The sequence below is a fragment of the Nocardia sputi genome, from assembly GCF_023501985.1.
Window position 1 is genome coordinate 77841 of the sequence record NZ_JAMFLC010000004.1, and the last position, 24562, is coordinate 102402.

A 24562-nucleotide genomic window follows, 5' to 3' on the forward strand; every position below is an offset into this window, starting at 1 on the left:
CAGCACCGTGACCTGCGGCGAAACGTTTCGCCGAACCGCGGCCGCGCCGCCGGTGTAGCCCCCTCGCGCCCGGGTATGCGCCCTGGTAGCGAGAGGAGGTAACGATGAGCCAAGAGGACGTCGTACACGAATTGCTCGTCCGCGCGGGCACGGGATATGCCGAGGAAGCGGGCATCACGCTCGATGACAAACCGGCCGCGCTCTTCCAGTTGCTGATGCTTTCCCAGCTGCTCAGCGCCCGCATCTCCGCCGATATCGCGATCGGGGCGACGCGAGAGCTGATCTGTAGCGGTTACCGGACACCGCACCGGGTCGCTGACGCGAGTTGGCAGGAGCTGGTCGATGCGCTGGGGCGGGGGAACTATCGCCGATACGACGAGAGCACCGCGACGAGGCTGAGCCACAACGCCTCCCGCGTACTCGATCGCTACCACGGTGACCTGCGGGAACTGGCGAAAAAGGCGGACAACGACCCGCAGCGCGCCGCGGAACTGCTCCAGGAGTTCGACGGCATCGGTCCTACCGGGGCCGATATCTTCCTGCGCGAGATCCAGGACGTCTGGTCGTGGGTCCGGCCGCACTTCGACGAGCGCGTACTGCGTGGCGCCAAGCGCGTGCAGCTGCCGGAAGACCCCGACCGGCTGGCGCGTCTGGCGCCGGACCACCACACCGCGGAACTCGCCGCCGCCCTGGTGCGGGTGACGCTGGACGAGAAAATCGCCGACGAGGTCCTCGCCGCCGCGCCCTGAGCGGCTCTCAGATCGGCGCGGCGCCGACACCACGCGGGTCGATCAGGATCTTCGCGTGGCGCTCCGGGTTGCCCAGGGCGGTGAAGGCGTCCGCCACGCCGTCCAGCCCGACGGTCCCGGTGATCAACGGGCTGGGATCGACTTTTCCCTCGGCGAGCATGTACAAGGTGTCACGGAACTCGCCGGGGTCGTAGCCGAGCACGAACCGCAGTTCGATTTCCTTGTTGATCGCCATCGCGGGATGGAAGCGGTCGGCCTCCATGCACACTCCGACCACGATCACGCGCGACAGCGGCGGTGCGGCCGTGAGGATCTGGTCGATGATCCCGGGTACGCCCACGCATTCGAAGATCACCGGTCCGGCCGGTCCCGCGTTCAACGTGTGCGCCAGCCGGAAGACGTACCACCATGGCAGGTTCGGAACCCGCCGCAGGCGGTCCATGGTGTCGAACCCGAGACCCAGGATGTCGGTGACGCCGTTGATCCGGCTCTTCTTCGGCGCGGCTGCCCACGGCGATTCCGTCGCCGGATCGACCACGACATCCGCGCCGCACGCGGTGGCGAGTTCTCGCCGGCGCGGCGAGAAGTCGCTGGCGACAACGGTGCGCACGCCCGCGGCCTTCAGCATGCTGATCACCGCCAAGCCGATCGGCCCGCAGCCGATGACGAACGCGGTCTGTCCCTTGCCCACGCGGCCTCTGCGCACGGCGTGCCAGGCCACCGCCATGGGCTCGGTCAGCGCGGCGTGTTCCAAGGGCAGGCCGTTGGGCACCGGCATGGTCATCGATTCCTGGACCACCACCTGTTCGGCATAGCCGCCCGGCACAGCGGCCGAGAGCCCCACCAGATGGGGTTGCTCGCCGTGCCGGACGATCGGGAGCGCGACGACCGGGGTTCCCGTCTTCCACCGCTTGCGGCAGCCGGGCCCGTAGTCGACCACGGTGCCGCTGAATTCGTGCCCGAGCACGACGCTCTGCTGCGAGCGCATGAAGTGTTCGTAGCCCGTGGCCACGGCCAGGTCGGCCAGTTCGTCGGCGTGGGTGCGCGCGTGCAGGTCCGAGCCGCAGATGCCGCAGCGCGCGACGTCGATCAGCAGTTGACCCGCGCCAGGCCGCGGCGTGGGCAGCCGCGCGACCTCGAACTCGGCAGCGGTGACGACGGCGGCCCTCATGGCGGCTCCTCGATGGACGGCGCGCGCGGGCGACCCGGCCGGGACGCCCGTCGTCACCCTACTGCGCGGTAGCGCCCATCGTCGCTTCCTCCGCCGCGCGGCGATCGTAGTCGTCACGGGCGGAGGCGATTTCGTTCTGATGCGTCTCGGTCCAGGTGACCAGTGCGTTGATCGTGGTGTGCAGGCTGGCGCCGAGCGGCGTCAGCGCGTACTCCACCCGCGGCGGGATCGTCGGGTACACGGTGCGCCGGACCAGTCCGTCGCGTTCCAGATGCCGCAGGGTCTTGGTGAGCATCCGCTGACTGACGCCGTCGATCGCCCGCTTCAGTTCGGTGAACCGCAGACTGCGCTGGTCCAGCAGCGCGATAACCAGCAGCGACCACTTGTCGGCGACCCGGTCGAGGATCTGGCGCACCTCGCAGTCGGCCCTGGTGTCCCACTGCAGAACGTCGTAGTCGCCGTCATCGCAGCACGAAGTCGTCGCCGAGGAGTCCATGACCGCCGATTCTGCCAGTTCAGGCGACGGTATCAAGCGGGAACCGGCGACACCGCGGGGAACCGAGGGGTGCGGACCGACGGCGGATGCGACACGCCTCGTGGTCGAGCCCGGCGTCTCGGGCAGACCCGAGAATTTTCCGGCTCCGTGCCGCCGTCCGGGAATTAATCGCGCGCGTCGCCCGTTGAGCTTTTCGACAAGATTGAGTGTGTAGGGCTCAAGTTTCGGTTGACTCCGGAACGCCCGCCGGGCAGGATTGAGCCGACCACGCTCAGTATTGCTGGGGCCGTGCTCCGTGAGGTGCTAGGGGCGAGGTCTCGCGGCGTTCTTCACCGGGCGTCGCAGGGCGGTTGTCCGCCTCGGCACCGACACACATAGGTACGTCAACTAGGAGGAACCACAATGGCTCGTGCGGTCGGAATCGACCTCGGGACCACGAACTCGGTCGTCGCCGTGCTCGAAGGCGGCGAGCCGGTCGTCGTCGCCAACTCGGAAGGATCGCGCACCACCCCGTCGATCGTCGCGTTCGCGAAGAACGGCGAGGTACTGGTCGGCCAGCCGGCCAAGAACCAGGCCGTCACCAACGTCGACCGCACCATTCGCTCCGTCAAGCGGCACATCGGCACCGACTGGACCGTCGAGATCGATGCCAAGAAGTACACGCCGCAGGAGATCAGCGCTCGCACGCTGATGAAGCTCAAGCGCGACGCCGAGGCCTACCTCGGTGAGGAGATCACCGACGCGGTCATCACCGTGCCCGCCTACTTCGAGGACGCCCAGCGGCAGGCCACGAAGGAAGCCGGGCAGATCGCGGGCCTGAACGTCCTGCGCATCGTCAACGAGCCCACCGCGGCGGCGCTGGCCTACGGCCTGGACAAGGGCGACAAGGAACAGACCATCCTGGTCTTCGACCTCGGTGGCGGTACCTTCGACGTCTCGTTGCTGGAAATCGGCGAGGGCGTCGTCGAGGTCCGCGCCACCTCCGGCGACAACCACCTCGGTGGTGACGACTGGGACGAGCGGGTCGTGCAGTGGCTGGTCGACAAGTTCAAGGCCAGCTCAGGCATCGACCTGACCAAGGACAAGATGGCCATGCAGCGGCTGCGTGAGGCCGCCGAGAAGGCGAAGATCGAGCTGAGCTCCTCGCAGAGCACCTCGATCAACCTGCCCTACATCACCGTCGACGCGGACAAGAACCCGCTGTTCCTCGACGAGCAGCTGACCCGCGCCGAGTTCCAGAAGATCACCTCCGATCTGCTGGACCGCACCCGGGCGCCGTTCCAGTCCGTGATCAAGGACGCGGGCATCAAGGTGTCCGACATCGACCACGTCGTGCTGGTCGGCGGTTCCACCCGTATGCCCGCCGTCTCCGATCTGGTCAAGGAACTGACCGGTGGCAAGGAGCCCAACAAGGGCGTGAACCCGGACGAGGTCGTCGCCGTCGGCGCCGCCCTGCAGGCCGGTGTGCTCAAGGGTGAGGTCAAGGACGTCCTGCTGCTCGACGTGACCCCGCTGTCGCTGGGCATCGAGACCAAGGGCGGCGTGATGACCAAGCTCATCGAGCGCAACACCACCATCCCGACCAAGCGCTCGGAGACCTTCACCACGGCCGACGACAACCAGCCGTCGGTGCAGATCCAGGTGTTCCAGGGTGAGCGCGAGATCGCCTCGCACAACAAGCTGCTCGGTTCCTTCGAGCTGACCGGCATCCCGCCGGCCCCGCGCGGCGTGCCGCAGATCGAGGTCACCTTCGACATCGACGCCAACGGCATCGTGCACGTCACCGCGAAGGACAAGGGCACCGGCAAGGAGAACACGATCAAGATCCAGGACGGCTCCGGCCTGTCCAAGGAAGAGATCGATCGGATGATCAAGGACGCCGAGGCGCACGCGGCCGAGGACAAGGCCCGCCGCGAGGAGGCCGAGACCCGCAACCAAGCCGAGTCGCTGGTGCACCAGACCGAGAAGTTCATCAAGGAGAACGAGGACAAGGTCCCCGCCGAGGTCAAGACCAAGGTCGAGGCGGCTATCGCCGAGGCGAACGAGGCGCTCAAGGGCACCGACATCGCCGCGGTGAAGGCGGCCGTCGAGAAGCTGGCGACCGAGTCGCAGGCCCTCGGCCAGGCCATCTACGAGGCCTCCGCCGCGGACGCCGCGGCGCAGGGCAACGGTGCTTCGAGTTCGGCGCAGGATGATGACCAGGTCGTGGACGCCGAGGTCGTGGACGAGCCGGTCGACACGGAGAAGAAGTGACCGAGGGCAACTCTGAGAAGGAGCCGATCACCTTCGTCGACAACCGGAAGATCGACCCGGAGACCGGTGAGATCCGGCAGCAGGCCGCGGACAACGGCGCCGCGGCCGCGCAGGCCCCGGAGTCGGGCAACGGTGCGGAGGCCGACAACGGCGGCGACGCCCAGGCGCTCGCCGACACCATCAGCGGCGAGCTCGCCGAGCGCACCGCCGACCTGCAGCGGCTGACCGCGGAGTACGCCAACTACCGGCGCCGGGTCGAGCGCGACCGCAAGGCCGCGATCGACTCCGCCAAGGCGTCGGTGGTCACCGAACTGCTCGGCGTGCTCGATGATCTCGACCGGGCGCGGGCGCACGGCGACCTGGAGTCCGGTCCGCTGAAGTCGGTGGCCGACAAATTGTCGGCCGCGCTGCTCAAGCAGGGCCTCGAGGAGTTCGGTTCGGAGGGCGAGCCTTTCGATCCGACCCTGCACGAGGCCGTGCAGCACGAGGGCTCCGGCCACGACCCGGTGATCGGCATCGTGATGCGCAAAGGCTATCGCTTCGGCGATAGGGTGCTTCGGCACGCGCTCGTCGGGGTAACCGACGGCGTAGCCGATGCGACGGAAACCCCTGACCAGCCGACCGAAGAGGCATCGGATGTTGATGCCGGCGCGAACGAACAATAAGGACGCGAGAGGAGGAGATGCTCGGTGAGCCAGCGGGAGTGGATCGAAAAGGACTTCTACAAGGAGCTGGGTATTTCCTCCGGCGCCTCGCAGGACGAGATCAAGAAGGCCTACCGCAAGCTCGCGCGTGACTTGCACCCGGACGCCAACCACGGTGACACCAAAGCCGAGGAGCGGTTCAAAGCCGTCAGCGAGGCGCATGCCGTGCTGTCGGATCCGGCCAAGCGCAAAGAGTACGACGACACCCGCAAGCTCTTCGCGGGTGGCGGTTACGGTCGCGGTGGGTTCGGTCCCGGTGCGGGTGGCGGCTTCTCGCAGGAATTCACCTTCGGGGACATCTTCGGCGGCGCGGGCGCCGCCGACGGTGGCCTCGGTGACCTGCTCGGTGGTCTGTTCAACCGGGGCGGCACGCGGACGTCGAGCCGCCCCCGGCGCGGCGCCGACGTGGAGACCGAGACGACGCTCGGTTTCCGCGAGGCCGCCCAGGGCGTCACGGTTCCGCTGCGGATGACCAGCCCGTCGCCGTGCACCACGTGCCACGGCAGCGGAGCCAAACCGGGCACGAGTCCGCGGGTCTGCCCGATCTGCAACGGCACCGGCGTCGTCAGCCGCAACCAGGGCGCGTTCGGCTTCAGCGAGCCGTGCGACGAGTGCCGTGGCAGCGGTTCGATCATCGACGACCCGTGCGTCGACTGTCACGGCAACGGCATCCAGAACCGCACGCGCACCATCACGGTGCGGATTCCCCCGGGAGTCGGTGACGGCCAACGGATCCGGCTGGCCGGCCAAGGCGAGGCGGGACTGCGCGGGGCGCCGTCGGGCGACCTCTTCGTCACCGTCCACGTCAGCCAGGACAAGGTCTTCGGCCGCAACGGCGACGACCTGACCTTGGTGCTGCCGGTCAGTTACAGTGAATTGGTCCTGGGCACAACGGTTTCGGTGCCAACGCTGGACGGCCGGGTCGGCGTCAAGGTGCCCCCGGGTACCGCCGATGGTCGTATCCTGCGGGTGCGCGGCCGTGGCGTGCCCAAGCGTGGCGGCGGCGCGGGCGACCTGCTGGTGACGGTGAAGGTCGCGATACCGCAGAAGCTGGACGGTGACGCCGTGGAGGCGCTCAAGCGCTACCAGGAGGTGGAGCGGCTCAGCGGCTTCGATCCACGGGCGGGATGGGCAGGTGCGTGATGTCCTCTGAACCGAAGAACGCGTCCGGCGGGTCGCGCGCCGAGTTCTTCATGATCTCGGTGGCGGCCCAGCTGGCCGGCATGCACGCGCAGACGCTGCGCACGTATGACCGTTTGGGACTGGTCACGCCGCAACGCACTTCGGGCGGGGGGCGGCGCTACTCGGCCCGGGACGTGGAGCTGCTGCGCGAGGTGCAGCGGCTGTCCCAGGACGAGGGCGTCAACCTGGCGGGCATCAAGCGCATCATCGAACTGACCAATCAGGTGGAAGAGCTGCGCAACCAGGTCGCGGACCTGACGGCGGAGCTGGAGCGAATGCGCGCCGGGTACCGTCCCGATCTCTCGCCGCCGCAGCGCAGTACGGCGTTGGTCGTCTGGCAGCCTCGGCATCGTCGTGAGGACGGCAGGCACCGGCGATAACCGGCACGACGACGGCCCCGGCCTCGGTCGCACACCGCGATTCGAGGCCGGGGCCTTCGTCGTTTCGGGAGCCGGAATCACCCTGTATTTGCTGACGGTAAACCAGAACACGTTCGGCAGAGGTCATGTGGCGAAAGTTATTTCGTTGTCGAATCAACTGGTATTGCTCACCATAGACCGGATCACGGTAACGGTGCGGTATGCCTGGTTTGCTTTACGTGTGGCGATATGCATGTTGCCCTGATGTCGCTAGAACAGACCAGTCGCTATGGAATTTCCCAAGCGGCCGTTGCCAATTCGCCGTGAACGCGACCGAATTCGTGCCAGATCCACCGTCGTGCAGTCGGTTTCTCTGGCGTGTCTCGCCGGGCGACCTCGTTTCGACAGAATTACACGCGTGATGTTCCTCCGAAAGATTCCGTTGCTGGCAAACCTCGCCTACACTCCTTTCCGTCGGCTGCTGTCGAGTGGCCCGCAGCACCTCACTCGCCGGCATGGTTCGTGAACGAGTGCGAAATGGGGTTGTGACGGCAATGGATTCGCGCACTGTCGCTTTGATCAGAACCACGTTCAAGGCAGTTGCTGCGGAGGACGGGGGGCCGGAGAAACTGGCGAGATCGTTCTACGCGATCTTGTTCACCGATTACCCGCATGTCCGCGATTTCTTTCCCGCCGCGATGGACGCCCAGCGCGATCGCCTGGTCAAGGCCATCTCCTACGCGCTGGACCGGTTGGAGGAGCCCGACAAGCTCCTGCCCTTCCTCGCCCAACTCGGTAGGGACCATCGCAAGTACGGCGTGCAGCCGGCGCACTACACCGCCGTGTCCACCGCGCTGAAGACCGCCGTCAAGGTGTTCGCGGGCACGGAGATGTGGACCGACGAGGTCGACCGGGCCTGGGACGAGGGCCTGAAGATCATCGCCGACACCATGATCGGCGCGGCGGAGAAGGAGGCCACGCCGCCGGTGTGGACCGGCACCGTGATCGAGCGGCGTGAGGTGCTGCGCAACCTGGTCGTCGTCCGGCTGCAACTGGACCAGCCGATGCACTACGCGGCGGGTCAGTACCTGAGCGTGCAGATCCCCTCGCGGCCGCGCATGTGGCGCTATCTCTCGCCCGCGGTGCCCGCGAATGCCAACGGGGAGATCGAGTTCCACGTCCGGAGCGTGCTGGGCGGTTGGGTCAGTTCGGCCGTCGTCGGCCAGACCGTCGTCGGCGACCAGTGGCTGCTCGGCTCACCACTCGGCGGCCTCGGCGTTCCGCGCAACATCAAACGCAAGATGCTGATGGTCGGCTGCGGCACCGGCGTCGCGCCGCTGCGGGCACAGCTGATGTCGATGGCGATGCGGCGGACCAATCCGAAGGTGCACCTGTTCGTCGGCGGTCACCACCCGTGCGACCTCTACGACCTGGAAACGCTGAGCAAGCTGGCGATGGCCAACCGCTGGCTCACCGTCACGCCGGTCAGTGAGCACGACGAAAACCCGTGGTGGTACACCGAACCCGACGAGCCCCGCACCACATGGCCCGGTCTGGAACCCCGAGTCACCGGCCAGATCGGCAAGGTCGTCGCGAGCTTCGGCGCCTGGTCCGACCGCGACGTGCAGATCGCCGGTTCCCCATCGATGGTGCAGACCACGAAGTTCCGCCTCATGGCAGCGGGAACGCTCGCGAAGAACATCCGCCACGATCCGCTGTACTGATCACAGGCCCTCGAATTGGATCCGCTCCGGGGGAGTTCCCGTTTCCAGGAGGCGGTCCACTGTGGTCTGGACCATGGCCGGTGAGCCGCAGACCAGCACTTGGTGCTCGAGGAATGCGCCATGGGAGCCCAGGACGTCGGCGAGCGTCCCGTACAGCATGTCGTCGGGCGGGAAGCCGATGTCGACGCGGGACTGCTCGTACCACTCATCGACCCAGTCCGGGTCCTCCGGACTCTCGACCACCGGAATCACGGTGAGCCAAGGTAATTCGGCGGCCAGCAGGAAGAGCATGTCCGAGGCGTACAGGTCGCGGGGGGATCGCCCGCCGATGAACAGATAGGTGGGCGGTGGCGACGGCTTGCGGGCCAGCTCCAGGATCTGCGCGCGCATCGGCGCCAATCCCGTGCCACCCGCGATCATCACCACTTCGTCGCCGTCGGGGTCGACCCAGAACCCGCCGAGCGGAGCGCCGATGCGCCACTCGTCGCCCGGCTGGGTGTCGGCCACGATCGCGCCGCTGCACCAGCCGCCCGGCACCGTGCGCACGTGGAATTCCAGCTTGCCGTCCAGTGACGGCGGCAGCGCGGGTGAGAGCCTGCGCCGCACACCGGGGTGCTGCGGCACCCGCACCTCGACCGATTGCCCCGCGGCGAACGGCACGAATTCGCCGATCAGGCGGATCACCGCGAGATCGTGCCGTAACCGGTGATGACCGACGACAGTCGAAGTCCACTCCGGCGCCTGATCCGCACCGTTACCGAGCGTGCTCGGGTCCCCCAACGGGGCCTCCTTCGTTACACAGGGTCGCAGCTGATGTTCTGCTCCGGCGTGCCGACCGCGATGAGCGCGCGCCGGGTGTCCGCGATCATCCGGGCCGATCCCGCGATCTGGATCTGCCGGTCCTCCCACGCGCCGAAGCTCGCGACCACGGCGCCAAGATTACCGATCAGGCGCCGGTGCATGCCGTACGGTGCGTCCTGCGGCGGATGCGGGTACCACCACGGGTTGGTCTTCTGCTCGCACACCGGAACGATGGTCAGCCATGGGTTGCTCTGCGAGAGCTGCCACATGTTCTCCACGTCGTACAGGTCGCAGGGGTAGCGGCCGCCGATGAAGAAGTGCACCCGCGGGTTGATGCCGCGCTGGCCCATTTCGATCAGCTGTGCGCGCAGTGGGGCGATGCCGGTGCCCGCGCCGATCATGAGCACGTCGCGCCCGCTGTCCCGGTCGACGCGCAGGCCGCCGAGCGGGCCGGCGATCTGCCACCGGTCGCCCACCCTGGTCTCGTTGACGATCGCGGGGCTCACCCAGCCGCCGCGAATCTTGCGCACGTGGAACTCGATCTCGCCATAGGGGTTGGACGGGATCGCCGGGGAGAAATAACGCCACATCTTGGGACGCTGCGGAATCGTGACCGGCACGTACTGCCCGGCCTGGTAGGGCACCGGACCGTCGGATTGCAGCCGCACGATGGCCAGGTCCTCCAGCACGCGGCGATGGCCGACCACCGTGGCCTCCCACACCGGCTGCGACTTGTCGGAGTTGGCGCCGATGGCCATGGACGCGGAGACCAGGATGGTGATGTCGCGCCAGCCCTCCTCCAAGCCGCGATTCCAGGCCACGCCGTTGTAGGCGCGGAACGCCGCGAGCAGCGCACGGCCGGCGATGTCGTAATGCGCGGCCTCGACGCCGTACTTGCGGTGGTCGCGGGCGAGCTGCTCCAGGAATGCCTGCGCCCGCTCCCAGTCCTCCAGGTGATCGAGCACGTACTGGATCGCCGTGGCGATGCGCTTGGCCTGCATCTCCATGACCGGTGGGAACAATTCGCGCAGCCGGGGATCCTCGGCGAACAAATGTCCGTAGAACGCACTGACCAACCGCTCGGGTCCATTCGGCGACTCGGTCACCGAACGAAAATTGGCGCGGACCAGCGCAGCCGAACGCGCATCCACGACGTGGAGCTTCCTTTCCCTCAGTTCTGCCCGGGGACATACCCGTTACCGGCGGTCTCCCGCCGACAAGTATCCCCGAAAATCCCGTGGTCGTGTGGGTATAGGCGTACCTTCGCCTCCGCTGCGGCCGGGCGCGGGCTGGAGACGGACTACGTCCGACCGCGCCGTCGGTGCCGTGAGACCCGGCCACACGGTAATCGGTGGGCAAACGACGAATGTCGCTGACCCGTCATGGACCGTCGCCGCGACCCCTCCGGCGTGCCCAGACGCTTGTTCCCGGAAGGTCAGGTCCCGGCGCCGGTACGGACCGCAGGCACGACCTGCTCGGTATAACGACGGATCTGCTCGACCGGTTCCCCCTCGGTCGGCCAGAAGACGAATCCGTCTATCCGCTGGTCGCGGTGCAGTGTCAGCAGATCGTCGGCCCACCGCTCGGGTGGACCGTCCAGGAAGCCGTGATCGGCCCCGTCCGCCGTGATGTGCCCGGACACGTTCAACACCCGCCGCACGGCCAGCGGGTCCCGGTCCGCCGCCGCGGCGGCGTCATCGATCCGGCTGCCCGCCTCGGCGAGGAACTCCGGTGGCGCCCACGCGGACGACGGCACCCAGCCGTCGGCGACCCGACCGGTGAGCTCGAGCATGCGCGGCCCCTTCGCGCCTAGCCAGATGCCGGGATCGTGCCGCGGCTGGGGACCGGGGTGCGCGCCCGCGAGGGAGTAGGAGGCGCCGGGCACCCGCACCGATCGCGCGTCGCTCCACATGGCCCGGATCACCGCGATCGCCTCGGCCAGGGCGCGCACCGCCTCGCCGCCGGTCCGGCGCGGCCCGCCCATTCCGGCGACGGCGTCCCAGAACGCGCCCGCGCCGAGGCCGAGCTGGATCCGGCCGTCGCTGATGATGTCGAGCGAGGCCACCGCTTTCGCCAGCAGCGCGGGCTGGCGCAGCGGCAGGTTCGCCACGTCGGGGAAGAAGGTGATCCGCTCGGTCCGCGCGGCGAGAGTGGTGATCAGCGTCCAGGTGTCCAAGAAGCGGCGCTGGTAGGGGTGGTCCTGGATCCCGATCAGGTCGAGTCCGGCAACGTCGGCGTACGCGCTCAGTTCGGCGAGCCGGCGGAAGTCGTCGGCCTCGGGAATCAGGAACAAGCCGAATTGGGGTGCTCGGTTGCTCATCGCACACCTCCGGGTGGTCTCGCGGGACGCCGGCCCGCACGGTGGGCCGGTACGGCTCAGATGGCGAGCACGGTCTTCCCGCGCGCGCCCCGCGCTCCGATGACCGCGGGTCCCTCCGCGAGCGGGACGGTCGCGTCGATCGGCACGACCACGTCCCCCGCCGCGACACGCTGGATCAGCCGGGCCAGCTCCGGCGCCTTGCCCTTGGATTCGATATTGCCGCCCCGCAGCGACCGCGCGCGCAACGCGTCCTCGTCGGCGGCGAAGGTGGTGGAGTAGACGGTGCCGCCGTCGCGGACGAGCGTGGTCAGCTCCGCGAGCGCTTCGGGCGTGCTCACCAGGTCGAACAGGACGTCGATGCCGTCGGGATGCGCGGCGGCGACCTGGTCGCGTACCGGGGCCGCGGTGTAGTCCACCGTCTCCGCCGCACCCAGCCTGGTCATCTGATCGGCGGAACTGCCCCGCGCCGTGGCGATGACGCGTGCGCCCGCGATATTGGCCAGTTGCACCAGGAAGGAGCCGACGCCGCCGGTCGCGCCTACGATCAGCACGGTCTGGCCGGGCCGGATCTGGGTGGCGTCCACGAGATCCTGGGCGGTGACTCCGGCTGTCGGCAGCGCCGCGGCGGCGACGGTCGGCACGCCCGGCGGGATCGGCACCAGCGTGCCGCCTTCGGGCAGCACCGCGTACTCGGCGAAGCTGCCGTGCCCCACCGGTGGTGTGAGGAATTTGCCGACCACCCGGTCGCCGACGGCGAAGCGGCTGACGCCCTCGCCGATCGTTGCGACCGTGCCCGCGCCGTCCACCCCGAGGATCATGGGAAAGTCGTGGGGTAGTCGGCCGTCCAGGATCCCGGAGGCCATGCGCTGGTCGAAGGGGTTCACCCCGGCCGCCTGGAGTTGAACCCGCACGCTTCCCGGCCCGGGTTCCGGCATCGGCATCTCGGCCAGTTCCGGCGTCGCTCCGAACTTCCGTACCACGATCGCGCGCATCCATTCGCTCCTTGATTCGGGGTGAAGAGTGATGCAACAAAGTGACGGCCGTGGTCATCGTAGGCATCCGAACCCCGTCGACGTGCGGAATCATCGCTTCGGCGGTGTCGCGGGCGTCGCATTCGCCCGTGTCGGGGCGTAGCGTTCGACTCGATCCGGCGGTGCGGGACCGGCGCGCCGAAGAAATTAAAACTTGAGCGGAACAGACTCAACCTTTCCAACGTTGGACGGTAAGGAACGGCGCCGAGCCGAAGAAGCGGCCAGACGAAGCGAGGGTGAGCCTCGGGGTACGCACTGGACGATCGCGCTCGGCGCCGTGGGAATCGACTAGTAGGAAGGTGACTCGTGGACTCGTTCAATCCCACCACCAAGACCCAGGCGGCTCTGACGGCCGCTTTGCAGGCGGCCTCCGCCGCGGGCAACCCGGAGATTCGTCCGGCGCACTTGCTGGTGGCGTTGCTGGACCAGACCGACGGCATCGCCGCGCCCTTGCTGAAGGCCGTCGGAACGGACCCGGCGACCGTGCGCCGCGAGGCCCAGGACATCGTGGACCGGCTGCCGCGGGCCACCGGCGCCACCACGGCGCCGCAGCTGGGCCGCGAGGCCCTCGCCGCGATCACCGCGGCGCAGCGTCTGGCCACCGAGCTGGGTGACGAGTACGTCTCCACCGAGCACGTGATGGTCGGTCTCGCCGCAGGCGACTCCGACGTCACGATGCTGCTCACCAAATACGGCGCCACCGCCGACGCGCTGCGTGCGGCGTTCACCGCCGTACGCGGCAGCGCCCGCGTCACCAGCCCCGATCCGGAGGGCAGCTACCAGGCGCTGGAGAAGTACTCCACCGATCTCACCGCCGCCGCCCGCTCCGGCAAGCTCGACCCGGTCATCGGCCGGGATACCGAAATCCGCCGGGTGGTGCAGGTCCTGAGCCGACGCACCAAGAACAACCCGGTGCTGATCGGCGAGCCGGGCGTCGGTAAGACGGCCATCGTGGAGGGGCTCGCTCAGCGCATCGTGGCGGGCGACGTCCCGGAATCGTTGCGCGGCAAATCGGTCGTGGCGCTGGATCTCGGCGCGATGGTCGCGGGGGCGAAGTACCGCGGCGAATTCGAGGAGCGCCTCAAGGCCGTGCTGGAGGACATCAAGAACAGCGCGGGCCAGATCATCACCTTCATCGACGAGCTGCACACCATCGTCGGTGCGGGCGCCACCGGCGAGTCGGCGATGGACGCGGGCAACATGATCAAGCCGATGCTGGCCCGCGGCGAGCTGCGCCTGGTCGGCGCGACCACCCTGGATGAGTACCGCAAGCACGTCGAGAAGGACGCCGCCTTGGAGCGGCGCTTCCAGCAGGTCCTGGTCGGCGAGCCGTCGGTGGAGGACACCATCGGAATCCTGCGCGGCATCAAGGATCGCTACGAGGTGCACCACGGCGTGCGCATCACCGACTCCGCGCTGGTCGCCGCGGCCACGCTGTCGGACCGCTACATCACCTCCCGGTTCCTGCCGGACAAGGCGATCGACCTGGTCGACGAGTCGGCCTCGCGGTTGCGGATGGAGATCGACTCCCGACCGGTGGAGATCGACGAGGTGGAGCGCGCGGTGCGCAGGCTGGAGATCGAGGAGGTCGCGCTCGCCAAGGAGACCGACGAGGCCTCCAAGCAGCGGCTGGAGAAACTGCGGGCCGAACTCGCCGACGGCAGGGAGAAGCTCAACCAGCTGACCACCCGCTGGCAGAACGAGAAGAACGCGATCGACCAGGTGCGCACGCTCAAGGAGCAACTGGAGGCGCTGCGCGGCGAGTCCGAACGCGCCGAGCGCGACGGTGACCTGGGCAAGGCGGCCGAGCTGCGCTACGGCCGGATTCCGGCGCTGGAGAAGCAGCTCGCCGAGGCCGAAAAGGTCTCGGCGACAGCGGGTGACGGCGAGGTCATGCTCAAGGAGGAGGTCGGCCCGGACGACATCGCCGAGGTGGTGTCCTCGTGGACCGGCATCCCGGTGGGCCGGATGCTGGAAGGGGAGACGCAGAAGCTGCTGCGCATGGAGGAGGAGCTGGGGCGTCGCGTGGTCGGCCAGACCGAGGCGGTGCAGGCGGTGTCCGACGCGGTGCGCCGGGCGCGGGCGGGCGTCGCCGACCCGAACCGCCCGACCGGCTCGTTCATGTTCATCGGCCCGACCGGCGTCGGCAAGACCGAGCTGGCGAAAGCGTTGGCGGACTTCCTGTTCGACGACGAGCGCGCCATGGTCCGCATCGACATGAGCGAGTACAGCGAGAAGCACTCCGTCGCCCGGCTGGTCGGCGCCCCGCCCGGTTACGTCGGTTACGACCAGGGCGGTCAGCTCACCGAGGCGGTGCGGCGCAGGCCCTACACGGTGGTGCTGTTCGACGAGATCGAGAAGGCGCACCCGGACGTGTTCGACATCCTGCTGCAGGTGCTCGACGAGGGCAGGCTCACCGATGGACAAGGCCGCACGGTGGACTTCCGCAACACCATCCTCATCCTGACCTCCAACCTGGGCGCGGGCGGTGATCGCGAGTTCGTCATGAACGCGGTGCGTTCGGCGTTCAAGCCGGAGTTCCTCAACCGTCTCGACGACGTGGTCATGTTCCACTCCCTCGACGAGGAGCAGCTCGAGCGCATCGTCGACATCCAGCTAGAGCAGCTGCAGAAGCGGCTGACGCAGCGCAGGCTGAAGCTGGAGGTCAGCGACTCGGCGCGGTTCTGGCTCGCCGTGCGCGGCTACGACCCCGCCTACGGCGCGCGCCCGTTGCGCAGGCTGATCCAGCAGGCCATCGGCGACTCCCTCGCCAAGGAACTGCTGGCGGGCGAGATCTCCGACGGCGACAGCGTCAAGGTGGCCGTCAGCCCCGACGGCGACGGACTGATCGTCGGGAGATGAGCCGAGGAGGGTAGGCGGACTCGCTCCGGGCAGCGCTGGGAGCGAGGCCGCCTACTTGCGGGCGCGGGCGACCGAACGGACCTACGCTGGAGCGCATGACCAACCCGAACGATCCATGGGGGCAGCGGCCGGAGGAGGCGCCGACCGAACACCTGGGCTCGCCGGGCAAGTCCGGGTACGGGGATCCGACGCACACCACGCAGTACAACGACGCGTACGGCACCGGTGCTCCGTCGGAGTACCCCCCGACGCAGCAATACGGCTGCTGGGGCCCGCCGGGGACGAACGCGACGCGAGAGTTCCCGCCCTACGACTCCCAGTGGACCGCCTATCCCGACAGTGGCGGTGATCGGTGGTCGGGTACGGCGCCGCCGCCCGGTGGTGGATTGCCGCCCCGGCCGCCGGAGCCGCCGCGGCGCAATACCGGCCTGTGGATCGCCCTGGCGATCGGCGTCGTGCTGTTGATCGGTGCGATCGGCGTTGTCGCGGGCGTGCTGCTCGGCGGCAGCGATTCCGGTCCGTCCGACACGGCGGCCGCCTCGACGGCGCCCGCCACCACGAGGCCATTGCCCGGCACCAGGACCGCTCCGCCGACCCCGCCGAGCGGGCTGCCGGGCGTGCCAGGCCTGGGCGACGTCGAAGGACTCGGCGCGACCATGGGCACCATCACCGCCAACGACGGCGGCACCTTGACGGTGAGTTCGGTGATGGGCAACACAATTACGGTGCGCACCGACGCGAACACCCAGGTGATCGCGTTGTCGGGCACCGAAGTGTCCGATCTGCCCCCCGGTGAGCTCGTGCTGATCCAGGGCGACAAGGCGCCGGACGGTTCCATCCAGGCCAAGGTCATCATCGGTACCTCGCTGCCCGGCGGCGGACGATGAGCCGACCCGAGTGCCTTTCGCGCGCAGCGGCGCCCATTCGTCCCGGGAGCCGCCGCCGCGGTTTCGCTCGGCCCGGCGCGGGGGTAATGACGGACCATGTCCGGCCGGGACCATTAGGCTAGGCGTCGATGACGGCAATGTGGTTCGGGTTGGCGGCGGTCGCGCTCGTGGGCGCGATCGTGTTGCTGTATTTCGATCGGCTCCAGCGGCAGCGGACCGGTCACGCGCGACAGGTCTGGGCGAAGTCGCAGGGCTATACCTACGTGTCCGTGGAACCCGCGCTGCCGTCGACGTGGCGGCGTGGCGCGCTGGCCAAACTGGGCTATCTTTCCGCGGTCGACGTCGTCTCCGGCATCCGCAAGGGCGAGAAGTTCGTGCTGTTCGACCTGGAGGATTCCGCGACCCTGGTCGCGGTCCGCCGCCAGATCGGCTCGGACATCGACGTGGACATGCGGTTGAAGACGGCCTCGCCGCCCAAGGACCACGATCTGGAACTGCTCGGCGCCATCGGCGACCGTGTGGTCTTCGCGACCAATCCCGAAATCGCCAGGCACGCCGTCGATCAGCGCATGGTCGCGTTCATCGAGGCGCTGCCCGACACCGTGCAGATGCTCTGGAGCGAGGGCAACTGGACGCTGGGCATGCTGCTGGTCGGCACCACTCCGAAGGACTGGGAGAGCGCGATCGACGCGGTGCTGCGCCTGTCCGGCCTGCTGCACGTGCTGCCGCCGGTCAGCGAGCCGCGCTTCGACGACGGCGGGCACGATCCGGGCCGTCCGCGCCCACGCGAGCGCCAGCGGGGCGAGAACGCTCGCAACATCGACGACGACGCCGCGGACCGGTCGCGCGCAGACGACGTGGACGACGAACGTCCCGGCGACGACTCCCACTCGGACGACCGTGCGGACGAGCCGGGTCCCGAACCCGCCCGTCGCCCCTCGCTCGCCGTGGTGCCGAACGCCCGTGCCCGCGCGCGCCAGGACGAGAAGACTCGGGCACGCGGGGAGCGCGACGAGCGCGCCGCCGCCGAGGGCCGGTCCGACGCGGAGTCGCGGCAGCGGCCCTCGGACCCGCCCGGCGGACCGTTCCATCCCGGATTCCGCCCCTACCAGGGACCCGTGCCGAAGTGACCGGCCGCGCGCCCACCGCAGTCGGGCCCGCGCGACTGCGAACGATCGCGCGGTCATGACCGAGCACCCACATCCCAGGCTGCCCGGCGCCACCCGTCCGGTGGCCTTGATCACCGGGCCGACCTCGGGCATCGGCCACGGTTACGCGACGCGCCTGGCCTCGCTCGGCTACGACCTGGTGCTGGTCGCCCGGGACGAGCGGCGGCTCGCGGCCCTCGCGACCGACATGGAACTGCGCTTCGGCACCCGCTCGCAGATACTCGTCGCCGACCTGGCCCGGCCCGAGGATCGGGAGCAGGTCGCGGCACGGCTGTCCGAGGGCGTCGAATTCCTGGTCAACAACGCGGGTTTCGCGCACTCGGGGGAGTTCTGGACGTTGCCGCCCGAGCAGTTGCAGGCGCAACTCGACGTCAACGTCACGTCGGTGGTGCGGCTCACCAGGGCCGCGCTGCCGTCGATGATCGCGGCGGCGAACGGTTGCGTCGTGAACGTGGCCAGCGTCGCGGGCCTGATCCCCGGACGAGGGTCGACGTATTCGGCGTCCAAGGCCTACGTCGTATCCTTCACCGAAGGGTTGGCAGGGGGATTGGCCGGAACCGGAGTCCGGGTCCAAGCCCTGTGCCCGGGATTCGTCCGCACGGAATTTCATCGGCGAGCAGGCATCGAGATGTCCTCGCTGCCGAAAGCGTTGTGGCTGAGCGTCGACCAGGTAGTCGCCGGCTCACTGCGTGATCTGGAGAAGGGCCGGGTGCTCAGCGTGCCCGGTATGCAGTACAAAGCGCTCACTACCGTCGCCGGAATGATCCCGCGAACCCTGGGGGCCCGGCTCAATCGCGGGCTGTTCAACGCACGCGGAAGGACTTGACATGATCGACGTGATTACCAACGACAGGGATAGGTTGGCCGCGCTGGTACGCGAGCTCGCCGTGGTCCACGGCCGGGTGACCCTGTCCTCGGGCAAGGAGGCCGACTACTACGTCGACCTGCGTCGCGCGACCCTGCACCACGGCGCGGGCCCGCTGATCGGCAAGTTGCTGCGCGAGCTCGTCGCGGACTGGGACTTCGACGCCGTCGGCGGCCTGACCATGGGGGCCGACCCGGTGGCGCTGGCCGTCATGCACGCGCCCGGCCGCCCGATCGATGCCTTCGTGGTGCGCAAGGCGGCGAAGTCGCACGGCATGCAGCGCCAGATCGAAGGCCCGGACATCGTGGGCAAGCGGGTGCTGGTCGTCGAGGACACCACCACGACCGGAAACTCACCCCTGACCGCGGTGCGTGCGCTGCGCGCGGCAGGCGCTACCGTGGTCGGCGTCGCCACCGTCGTCGACCGGGAGACCGGCGCCGACCAGGTGATCGCCGCGGAAGGGCTGGAGTACCGGTCGATCCTCGGCTTGAAGGATCTCGCCCTGGGATAACCTGGACGATGGTCAAGTCTTCGAAAAAGGCGAAGGGTCGTGTGAGTCTCCAGTGGTGAGCATTGCAGTCAACAGAAGTCGCGAGAACGTTGCGATGCTCGGAATCGGCGCTTACCGACCCAAGCGCTTGGTCAGCAACGCCGAGGTGTGCGAGGTCCTGGATTCCACCGACGAATGGATCTACGAGCGCACCGGTGTCCGCAACCGGCGCTGGATCAGCGGTGAGGAGACGCTCCGCTCGATCGCCGCGGCGGCGGGCGAGCGCGCGATCGTCAACAGCGGCATCGACCGGTCGAAGATCGGCGCGCTGATCCTGGCCACGTCCAGTTGGCTGACCCTCACCCCGCACGGCGCGCCCCAGGTTGCCTACGACATCGGGATGAACGGGGTCCCGGCCTTCGACCTGACCTCCGGCTGCGGCGGCTTCGGATACGGCCTCGGCGTGGCCGCCGACATGATCCGCTCCGGCTCCGTCGAGTACGTCCTGCTCATCGGCGCCGAGACGATGACCGTCGGACTCGACCCCACCGACCGGGGCACCGCGATGATCTTCGGTGACGGCGCGGGCGCGGTGGTGGTCGGACCGAGCGAAGAAAACGGCATCTCGCCCACCGTGTGGGGCAGCGACGGCGAGAACGCCGCGGCGATCATGCAGGACATCGACTTCCTGGAATACATGCACCGCGCCCAGTCCATGCAGGGTCTCGACCCGGCCATCGATCCGGTCGGCCGGATGTCGCTGCGAATGGAAGGCCCGCGCGTCTTCCGCTGGGCCGCGGTCACCCTTCCGCGTGCGCTGTCCACCGCGCTCGAGGTGTCCGGCGTGGCCAAGGAGGACATCGAGGTCTTCGTCCCGCATCAGGCCAACGCCCGGATCAACGAGCTGATGAAGAAGAACCTCGGGCTGGCCGACGAGATCCCGATGGCCAACGACATCGAGAACACCGGCAACACTTCGGCTGCCTCCATCCCCCTCGCCATCGAGGAGATGCTGGTCACCGGTAAGGCGAAGGGCGGGCAGACGGCGCTGCTGCTGGGCTTCGGCGCGGGTCTGAGCTACGCGGGCCAGGTCGTCACGCTGCCCCCCGCCCCGACCGAGCCGAGTTTCTAGCCGATGCGCCTGTTCCGAGCCGGGTATCTCGCGGCGGCGGCGGTCACCGTCTACGGCGCGGTCACCGGACGGGAGAAGGCGCAGTGGATCGCGAAACCGCTGCTCATGCCACTGCTCGCGGCCGACGTGGCGACCGAGGGCAAGCAGCTGCCGTCCACTGAGCGTAGGGTGCTGATCGGGTCGCTGGGTGCGGCGACCGTCGGCGACATATTGCTCATCGACCCGGACGACGACCACAGGCTGATCGCCGGGGCTTCGTCGTTCGCGGTGATGCAGGCCGGGTACGCGACGCTGTGGTGGCGGATGGGCGGCAGGCCCACTGTCGGGGCAGCGATACCGCGGGTGGTCGCCTGGCTGGGTGCGGCAGGGTTGCTGCGGAGCAAAGCGCCCTCGGTAGCCGCACCGCTGACGGCATACGGCGTCACCCTGGGCGCCGCGGCCGTGCTGGCCTCCGACCCGGCGCTGGCGCCCGCCACGAAAAACATGGCGGGCTTGAACATCCCCGGCGCCGATCCGCGCAGCCGCCTCGGACTCGGCGCGCTGCTGTTCACCGTCTCCGACGGTCTCATCGTGCTGCGGCGATTGTTCGCGCGCGGTGAGCGCGCCCGCCGGGTGACCGAAGGCGTGATCCTGGCTACCTACGCGGCCGCGCAGTATCTGCTCGCCGACCCGAAAGCCCACCTCGAGCCGGTGGTCACAGCACCAGAATGATGCGATCCCGGTTCGCCGGGTCCACGCGGATCGAAAGGATCTCGCCGACCGCGAGGCGGGGTTTGTCGGCCGGTGTGACGTCGAAAACGACGGTGCCCCGGTAACTTTGCGAACCGGGCACGGTCAGTTCCAGATCCAGTTCGGTGAGCTCGGTGTGATGGTCGGTGCGCTCCAGCGGGTGCACGCCCTCCACCGTCGCCCAACCCTCCAAGCCGTGTCGCCACAGTTGGCGATCCGCCTTGGACGGACGAGCCGCCAGAAGCATCCCGACGCCGACACAGGAGCCGAACAACCCGACCAGCGCCACGATTTGATACGGCACCGTCCCCGGCGGCGTCCGGTGCACCACCCACCCCAGCCACAACGCGAGCAGAACCAGATACCCGGCGGTGACCCCGAGCACCGTGCGCAATATCCGCTCGTGTTCCATGCCAGCCTCCACCCCGAGTGCCAGACCTCCAGGATAGGCCCGGCACAGTCGGCGGGGAGCGGCTATCCGCGCGCTCGACGGCTGGTCAGGCCGGTGAGGTCGATCGTGATCGGACTTCCCGCCAGCTCCGTTGTCACGGAGCCGGAGCATTCGGCGACCAGCTCGTAGCCGCCGCCGATCAACCGGTATGCCGTCAAGCGGACCGGCTCCAGGTCGAGCAGCCAGTAGTGCTCGATACCGGCGTCGGCGTACTCGAACCATTTGGTCAGTCGATCGGTGCGGCGCGTGCCGTCGGCGAGAATCTCGACCGCGAGCAGGATGTCGGTGGCGTTCCAGCGCGGGAGGTTCGCGGCGAGGTCCTCACTCGGCCCCGCCAGCACGTCAGGGACACGGACAGTCGGCAGTCGGCCATCGAAGACCACCACTTCCGACTGCACGAGGGCGCTGTAGTCGGCGGGCAGTTGCGGCTCGATCTGTGCGGCGAGTCGCAAGGTCGCCCACTGGTGTCGCGATGCCGGGCGCGGCGAGGCGAGCAGAACACCCTCCACCAGTTCGTAGCAACGGCTGTTGTCCTCGGGTAGCGCCTCCCATTCCGCGAGCGTCAGAAGGTGATCAGGCCAGTAGGAACCGATGCTCACGATGCCCTCCCATGCTGTCGATTCGCTGGGGAGTGTGGCACATAGTGTGGGCGAGGCGGCCGACAAATCACCCTTTGAGTCGCAATACCGCCAGTACACGGCGGTGGTGGGTGTCGGAGGGCGGCAGATCGAGCTTGATGAAGATGTTGCCGATGTGTTTTTCCACCGCGCGTTCGGTGACGGTGAGGGCGGCGGCGATGGCGCTGTTGGACAGGCCCTGCGCCATCAGCTCGAGCACCTCGCGCTCACGTGGGGTGAGGCGGGCCAGTGAATCCTGCTGACGCGAGGCGCCCATCAATTGACTCACCACCTCCGGATCGAGCGCGGTGCCGCCGGTGGCGACGCGGTAGAGCGCGTCCACGAAGTCCCTGACATCGGCGACCCGATCCTTGAGCAGGTAGCCGACGCCGCTGGCGCCACAGGCGAGAAGTTCGGTGGCATAGCGGGTCTCGACCCACTGGGAGAACACCAGCACGCCGGTCATCGGGTATTTGCGGCGCAGCTCGATGGCCGCGAGCAGCCCTTCGTCGGTGTAGCTCGGGGGCATTCGCACGTCCACCACGGCGACGTCGGGATCGTGCGCGCCGACCACGTCGGCGAGGGTGGTCGCGTCACCGACCATGGCGACCACCTCGTGGCCGCGCTCGGTGAGCAGCCCGGCCAGCCCGTCCCGCAGGATGGCGCTGTCCTCGGCGATCACGATGCGCAGTCCCTCGCTCGTGGCCGCGTCCCGCCGCCGGCTCATCGCGACCCCGCCAGCGGGAGCAGGATGGTCACCACGGTCGGTCCGCCTGCCGGGCTCTGCACGCTCAGCGTCCCGTCCACGGTCCGGGCCCGCGCCGCGAGACCGGACAACCCGCTGCCCACGCCGAACGCACCGTCCGCGGGGGGCGCCACGCCGCCGATCCCGTTGTCGCGGACCGTGACCGCGATGGTTCGCCCGTCACTCGGCAGCACGGAGACCCACGCGCTGGTGGCCCGCGCGTGCCGCACCACGTTGGTCAGCAGCTCGGCCACCGAGAAGTAGGCGATCGCCTCGATGGCCGGAGTCGGTCGTTCGGGCAGGTGCACCCGCAGCTCCACCGGCACCGAGCAGCGCGCCGTCAGCGTCTCGAGGGCCGGCTCGAGACCGAGTTCCAAAGCGGGCGGGTGGATTCCGCGCACCAGCTCGCGCAGCTCGGCCAGCGCCTCCTTGGAGCCCGCGTGCGCGTCCGCGATCAGGTCGCTGGGATCCCCGCCCGCCGCGAGCCGATCCTCGGCCCGGCCCAGCGCCATCGCGATGGTGACCAGCCGGGCCTGGGTGCCGTCGTGCAGGTCGCGTTCCAGTCTGCGCAGCGTCGCCGCGGCGTCCTCGACCGCGGTCCGCCTGCTTTCCTGCAACTCGGTCACCCGGCGGTCACGCGCCGTCGCACTGAGCAGGGCGATGGTCAGCAGCCGGTGCACCCAGCAGACGCCGCGCAGCAGCCAGGGCAGCGCCAGGCAGCCGAGCAGGCCGATCAGCGCGAAGACGAGCACCTTCGGCAAGCTGTCGATGTAGAAATCGCCGAACTGGACCATCGACTGGTGCTCGACGCCGTGCTCGTCGACGTTGGTCGGGTGGACCAATGCCCACGGAATCGGGGACAGCGCGATGAACATGGTCATCGCGACCACGACGAGCACCAGGTACCCGACGCCCACGCCGAGCACGGCCTGGGCGAGCAGGAACAGCACCACACGCCAGCTCGCCCGATCGGTGAAAGCGGCCTTCAGGAATCCGATCGGGCCTGGTGCGGGCGCGAACGGCGGAGGCGGCGCGACGGCGACGCCGAGGAGGTCCTCGGCCAGCGCGCGGTAGACGCGGCCCCACACCCGCCCACCGAGCAGCACCAGTGCCAGCACCGGCAGGCCGATGATGGTGATCGCGAGATACAGTCCGCCGCCGAACCCGAAGAACAGATAGACGACCGCCACGCAGCCGAGCAGGAAAACGGTGAGTACGTAGACGAGTTCCTTCCAGAACCGGGCGCGCACCGGCGCGAGCAGCACCGCGCGCAGCACGTGCTCTTCCGGTTCCGGCGCAGCAGGCGGCGGGTCGAGCGCGAGGGTCGGTTCGGCGTGTGTCTCGGTCATGGATTCCATGGTTGTCGCGGCGGTTCGGGGGTTCGATAGAGCTGTCCGCCGAATATGTGGTGTAGTCGGCCACACCCACTACCATCCTGCTGATGAGCTATCCGCCGCAGCAGCCACCGTACGGCTATCCAGCCTACGGTGCCTACGGACCTCCGCCGGACCACCCGCAGGCCACCACGATCTTGATCCTGGGCATCCTCAGTCTCGTGCTGTGCCAGATCATGGGGCCTTTCGCCTGGGTGATGGGCAAGCGGGCGCTGAACGAGATCGACACGTCCGGCGGGGCCATCGGTGGCCGGGGGAACGTCAACGCAGGTTACATCTGCGGGATCATCGCCACCGCGCTGCTGTGCCTGAGCCTGGTGTTCGTCGTGTTGTTCGTGATACTCGGCCTGGTCGGCGCGTTCGCGGGAAGCTCGTCGTCCAGCTACTGAGCCGGGCACAGGGCCACCCCGCGTCGGCGCGGTGGCCGGAAT

At 68.7% G+C, this 24562-nt stretch carries 24 protein-coding genes; 14 read left to right on the forward strand and 10 right to left on the reverse strand.

The window, feature by feature from the left end:
* The first annotated feature begins 104 nt into the window (after nucleotides 1-104).
* Nucleotides 105-749 (forward strand): HhH-GDP family DNA glycosylase, encoded by a 645-nt coding sequence (locus M8859_RS07395; protein WP_159922054.1) that lies wholly within the window; start codon nucleotides 105-107, stop codon nucleotides 747-749.
* A 7-nt stretch (nucleotides 750-756) separates the two neighbouring features.
* On the opposite strand, the gene M8859_RS07400 is transcribed toward M8859_RS07395, so the two are convergent.
* Together M8859_RS07400 and M8859_RS07405 are read right to left on the reverse strand one after the other, a co-directional pair.
* Entirely contained in the window at nucleotides 757-1920 is a 1164-nt protein-coding gene (locus tag M8859_RS07400) for a zinc-binding dehydrogenase (protein WP_249644042.1), read from the reverse strand.
* Nucleotides 1921-1978: 58 nt separating this feature from the next.
* Nucleotides 1979-2416 (reverse strand): winged helix-turn-helix transcriptional regulator, encoded by a 438-nt coding sequence (locus M8859_RS07405; RefSeq protein ID WP_159922050.1) that lies wholly within the window; start codon nucleotides 2414-2416, stop codon nucleotides 1979-1981.
* Nucleotides 2417-2818: 402 nt separating this feature from the next.
* Here M8859_RS07405 and dnaK point away from each other — a divergent pair, with 402 nt between their 5' ends.
* From dnaK to M8859_RS07430, 5 genes are all read left to right on the forward strand, one after another.
* Entirely contained in the window at nucleotides 2819-4669 is a 1851-nt protein-coding gene (gene dnaK, locus M8859_RS07410) for a molecular chaperone DnaK (RefSeq protein WP_159922048.1), read from the forward strand.
* A complete protein-coding gene (gene grpE, locus M8859_RS07415) occupies nucleotides 4666-5334 on the forward strand; it encodes a nucleotide exchange factor GrpE (protein ID WP_195069693.1) in 669 nt (222 codons plus the stop codon). Before dnaK ends, grpE begins: the two co-directional genes overlap by 4 nt.
* Nucleotides 5335-5358: 24 nt before the next feature.
* Nucleotides 5359-6516: a molecular chaperone DnaJ gene (gene dnaJ, locus M8859_RS07420; protein ID WP_159922044.1), complete on the forward strand. Its 1158-nt coding sequence runs from the start codon at nucleotides 5359-5361 to the stop codon at nucleotides 6514-6516.
* A complete protein-coding gene (locus M8859_RS07425; RefSeq protein WP_159922042.1) occupies nucleotides 6516-6935 on the forward strand; it encodes a heat shock protein transcriptional repressor HspR in 420 nt (139 codons plus the stop codon). The genes dnaJ and M8859_RS07425 overlap by 1 nt, the downstream gene beginning before the upstream one ends.
* 533 nt (nucleotides 6936-7468) lie before the next feature.
* A complete protein-coding gene (locus M8859_RS07430) occupies nucleotides 7469-8638 on the forward strand; it encodes a globin domain-containing protein (RefSeq protein WP_249644043.1) in 1170 nt (389 codons plus the stop codon).
* Here the strand turns inward: M8859_RS07430 and M8859_RS07435 are convergent, their stop codons facing one another.
* From M8859_RS07435 to M8859_RS07450, 4 genes are all read right to left on the reverse strand, one after another.
* On the reverse strand, nucleotides 8639-9418 hold the full coding sequence (locus tag M8859_RS07435; RefSeq protein WP_159922038.1) for an FAD-binding oxidoreductase: 780 nt from the start codon (nucleotides 9416-9418) through the stop codon (nucleotides 8639-8641). It abuts the gene before it with no gap.
* 14 nt (nucleotides 9419-9432) lie between these two features.
* Nucleotides 9433-10590, reverse strand: coding sequence for an FAD-binding oxidoreductase (locus tag M8859_RS07440; protein WP_249644044.1), 1158 nt, complete (start codon nucleotides 10588-10590; stop codon nucleotides 9433-9435).
* A 284-nt stretch (nucleotides 10591-10874) separates the two neighbouring features.
* The gene (locus M8859_RS07445; RefSeq protein ID WP_195069691.1) at nucleotides 10875-11759 is read right to left on the reverse strand and encodes an LLM class flavin-dependent oxidoreductase; all 885 of its coding nucleotides are present in this window, start codon (nucleotides 11757-11759) and stop codon (nucleotides 10875-10877) included.
* A 56-nt stretch (nucleotides 11760-11815) separates the two neighbouring features.
* Nucleotides 11816-12751 carry an NADP-dependent oxidoreductase gene (locus M8859_RS07450; RefSeq protein WP_159922032.1) on the reverse strand — a complete coding sequence of 312 codons (936 nt, stop codon included), beginning with the start codon at nucleotides 12749-12751 and terminating at the stop codon, nucleotides 11816-11818.
* A 345-nt stretch (nucleotides 12752-13096) separates the two neighbouring features.
* On the opposite strand from M8859_RS07450, the gene clpB reads away from it, so the two are divergent.
* The 7 genes from clpB to M8859_RS07485 all read left to right on the forward strand — a co-directional run bounded on the left by clpB (nucleotide 13097) and on the right by M8859_RS07485 (nucleotide 20906).
* A complete protein-coding gene (gene clpB / locus M8859_RS07455; protein WP_195069690.1) occupies nucleotides 13097-15652 on the forward strand; it encodes an ATP-dependent chaperone ClpB in 2556 nt (851 codons plus the stop codon).
* A 95-nt stretch (nucleotides 15653-15747) separates the two neighbouring features.
* The gene (locus M8859_RS07460; protein ID WP_249644045.1) at nucleotides 15748-16539 is read left to right on the forward strand and encodes a DUF5666 domain-containing protein; all 792 of its coding nucleotides are present in this window, start codon (nucleotides 15748-15750) and stop codon (nucleotides 16537-16539) included.
* A gap of 128 nt (nucleotides 16540-16667) precedes the next feature.
* On the forward strand, nucleotides 16668-17669 hold the full coding sequence (locus tag M8859_RS07465) for a TtfA family protein (protein WP_308221172.1): 1002 nt from the start codon (nucleotides 16668-16670) through the stop codon (nucleotides 17667-17669).
* 55 nt (nucleotides 17670-17724) lie between these two features.
* The gene (locus M8859_RS07470) at nucleotides 17725-18534 is read left to right on the forward strand and encodes an SDR family NAD(P)-dependent oxidoreductase (protein WP_195069689.1); all 810 of its coding nucleotides are present in this window, start codon (nucleotides 17725-17727) and stop codon (nucleotides 18532-18534) included.
* A gap of 1 nt (nucleotide 18535) precedes the next feature.
* Nucleotides 18536-19084: an orotate phosphoribosyltransferase gene (pyrE, locus tag M8859_RS07475; protein ID WP_040870748.1), complete on the forward strand. Its 549-nt coding sequence runs from the start codon at nucleotides 18536-18538 to the stop codon at nucleotides 19082-19084.
* A gap of 52 nt (nucleotides 19085-19136) precedes the next feature.
* A complete protein-coding gene (locus M8859_RS07480; RefSeq protein WP_159922024.1) occupies nucleotides 19137-20195 on the forward strand; it encodes a beta-ketoacyl-ACP synthase 3 in 1059 nt (352 codons plus the stop codon).
* Nucleotides 20196-20198: 3 nt separating this feature from the next.
* On the forward strand, nucleotides 20199-20906 hold the full coding sequence (locus M8859_RS07485; RefSeq protein ID WP_195069688.1) for a lysoplasmalogenase family protein: 708 nt from the start codon (nucleotides 20199-20201) through the stop codon (nucleotides 20904-20906).
* Here M8859_RS07485 and M8859_RS07490 read toward each other — a convergent pair.
* From M8859_RS07490 to M8859_RS07505, 4 genes are all read right to left on the reverse strand, one after another.
* Nucleotides 20890-21336 (reverse strand): hypothetical protein, encoded by a 447-nt coding sequence (locus M8859_RS07490; RefSeq protein WP_159922020.1) that lies wholly within the window; start codon nucleotides 21334-21336, stop codon nucleotides 20890-20892. The genes M8859_RS07485 and M8859_RS07490 overlap by 17 nt on opposite strands.
* 62 nt (nucleotides 21337-21398) lie before the next feature.
* The gene (locus tag M8859_RS07495) at nucleotides 21399-21974 is read right to left on the reverse strand and encodes a Uma2 family endonuclease (protein ID WP_159922018.1); all 576 of its coding nucleotides are present in this window, start codon (nucleotides 21972-21974) and stop codon (nucleotides 21399-21401) included.
* Nucleotides 21975-22041: 67 nt separating this feature from the next.
* Nucleotides 22042-22719: a LuxR C-terminal-related transcriptional regulator gene (locus tag M8859_RS07500; RefSeq protein ID WP_223519319.1), complete on the reverse strand. Its 678-nt coding sequence runs from the start codon at nucleotides 22717-22719 to the stop codon at nucleotides 22042-22044.
* Nucleotides 22716-24086, reverse strand: coding sequence for a sensor histidine kinase (locus M8859_RS07505; protein WP_159922016.1), 1371 nt, complete (start codon nucleotides 24084-24086; stop codon nucleotides 22716-22718). The genes M8859_RS07500 and M8859_RS07505 overlap by 4 nt, the downstream gene beginning before the upstream one ends.
* A gap of 92 nt (nucleotides 24087-24178) precedes the next feature.
* On the opposite strand from M8859_RS07505, the gene M8859_RS07510 reads away from it, so the two are divergent.
* Nucleotides 24179-24520: a DUF4190 domain-containing protein gene (locus M8859_RS07510; protein WP_159922014.1), complete on the forward strand. Its 342-nt coding sequence runs from the start codon at nucleotides 24179-24181 to the stop codon at nucleotides 24518-24520.
* Nucleotides 24521-24562: the final 42 nt, after the last annotated feature.